The organism is Treponema sp. UBA753 (genome assembly GCF_002297325.1).
Taxonomy (GTDB): domain Bacteria; phylum Spirochaetota; class Spirochaetia; order Treponematales; family Treponemataceae; genus Treponema_D.
In genome coordinates this window covers 5,020-6,109 of the sequence record NZ_DBKJ01000090.1, presented here as the reverse complement: position 1 = coordinate 6,109, position 1,090 = coordinate 5,020, and the positions used below count along the sequence as shown (strand labels likewise).

At 46.8% G+C, this 1,090-nt stretch carries 1 pseudogene; it reads left to right on the top strand.

What is annotated here, in order from left to right:
• Positions 1–379: 379 nt before the first annotated feature.
• Positions 380–1,090 (top strand): annotated as a pseudogene (locus tag B4C08_RS11195) (formylglycine-generating enzyme family protein); the annotation flags it as partial.

The window sequence follows — 1,090 nt, the reverse complement described above, 5'->3', positions numbered from 1 at the left end:
TCTCCTCAAGCACAGAGAGCCTCGAAAGGCCCTCTCATTTCTCTTACGAATCTGACTGCCTATAATTACCGCTGACAAAACCGCTTCTCCTACAAGCGTTTCTTGCTTTTGCTGTCCATCCCTGATTTATGCCTTTCAAAAAGCTTGCGGCTGACTGCCGCAGGTGGACATCAATATACCGCATTTCCCATGAGCGTGTCAACACCTTGATATGATTTTTTCTCATTTTTTTTGTTTTTTTTATATCTTCTGCAACAACCACCAAAGATGTTCTCTTATTCAAGAATCCCGCGGGCTCACTTGATAAATCCCGAATGGGGGGGGTAAAATAGACAATGCTGATTTTTTTTCAGCGGAATTTCTTTTTAAGGGTAAGTTTATGAAAAAGATTGCTAAGATTTTGCCTGTGCTCGCAGTTTTTGCCTTTGCGTCCCCGTCTGTAATGTACAGCCAGAAGATTCCGGAAGGATTTGTAAAAATTCCTGCCGTTTCAATTGACGGAACAGAAACATGGAAGCCGGAATCAGAAGTATTTGTAAGCGGACGTAAACTTGAAATCGCCCCGTTCTACATGAGCGACCATGAGGTAACACGCGGAGAGTACAAGGCTGTCATAGGAAGCGACCCAAGCCGTGTCCCTGCTCGCAACAAGAGCGGAAAGGAGCTTACGGGTGACAATGCAAAAAACAATTCTGCAACCGACGTCAGCTGGCTTGATGCGCTTGTATACTGCAACACGCTTTCTATAAAGGAGGGGCTTACCCCCTGCTATGCAATTGGCGGAGAAACAGACCCGGCAAAGTAGAAAAGAACTCCTTGGGGAGATACTCCGAACGTTTATGATAGAGAATTTTACGAATGGACCTCCGGAGCACAGTGCGACTTTTCGGCAGACGGCTACCGTCTTCCGACAGAGGAAGAATGGGAATGGGCGGCGCGCGGCGGCGAAAGCTACACTTATGCCGGAAGCGAAAAAGCAGACAAAGTGGCATGGTATGGCTACCTTTTTGATGCTCTCTTGGGTTCGGATTGTGGGGAAACAAGGGATGTAAAGACCAAAAAGCCAAACGGCTACGGACTTTACGACATG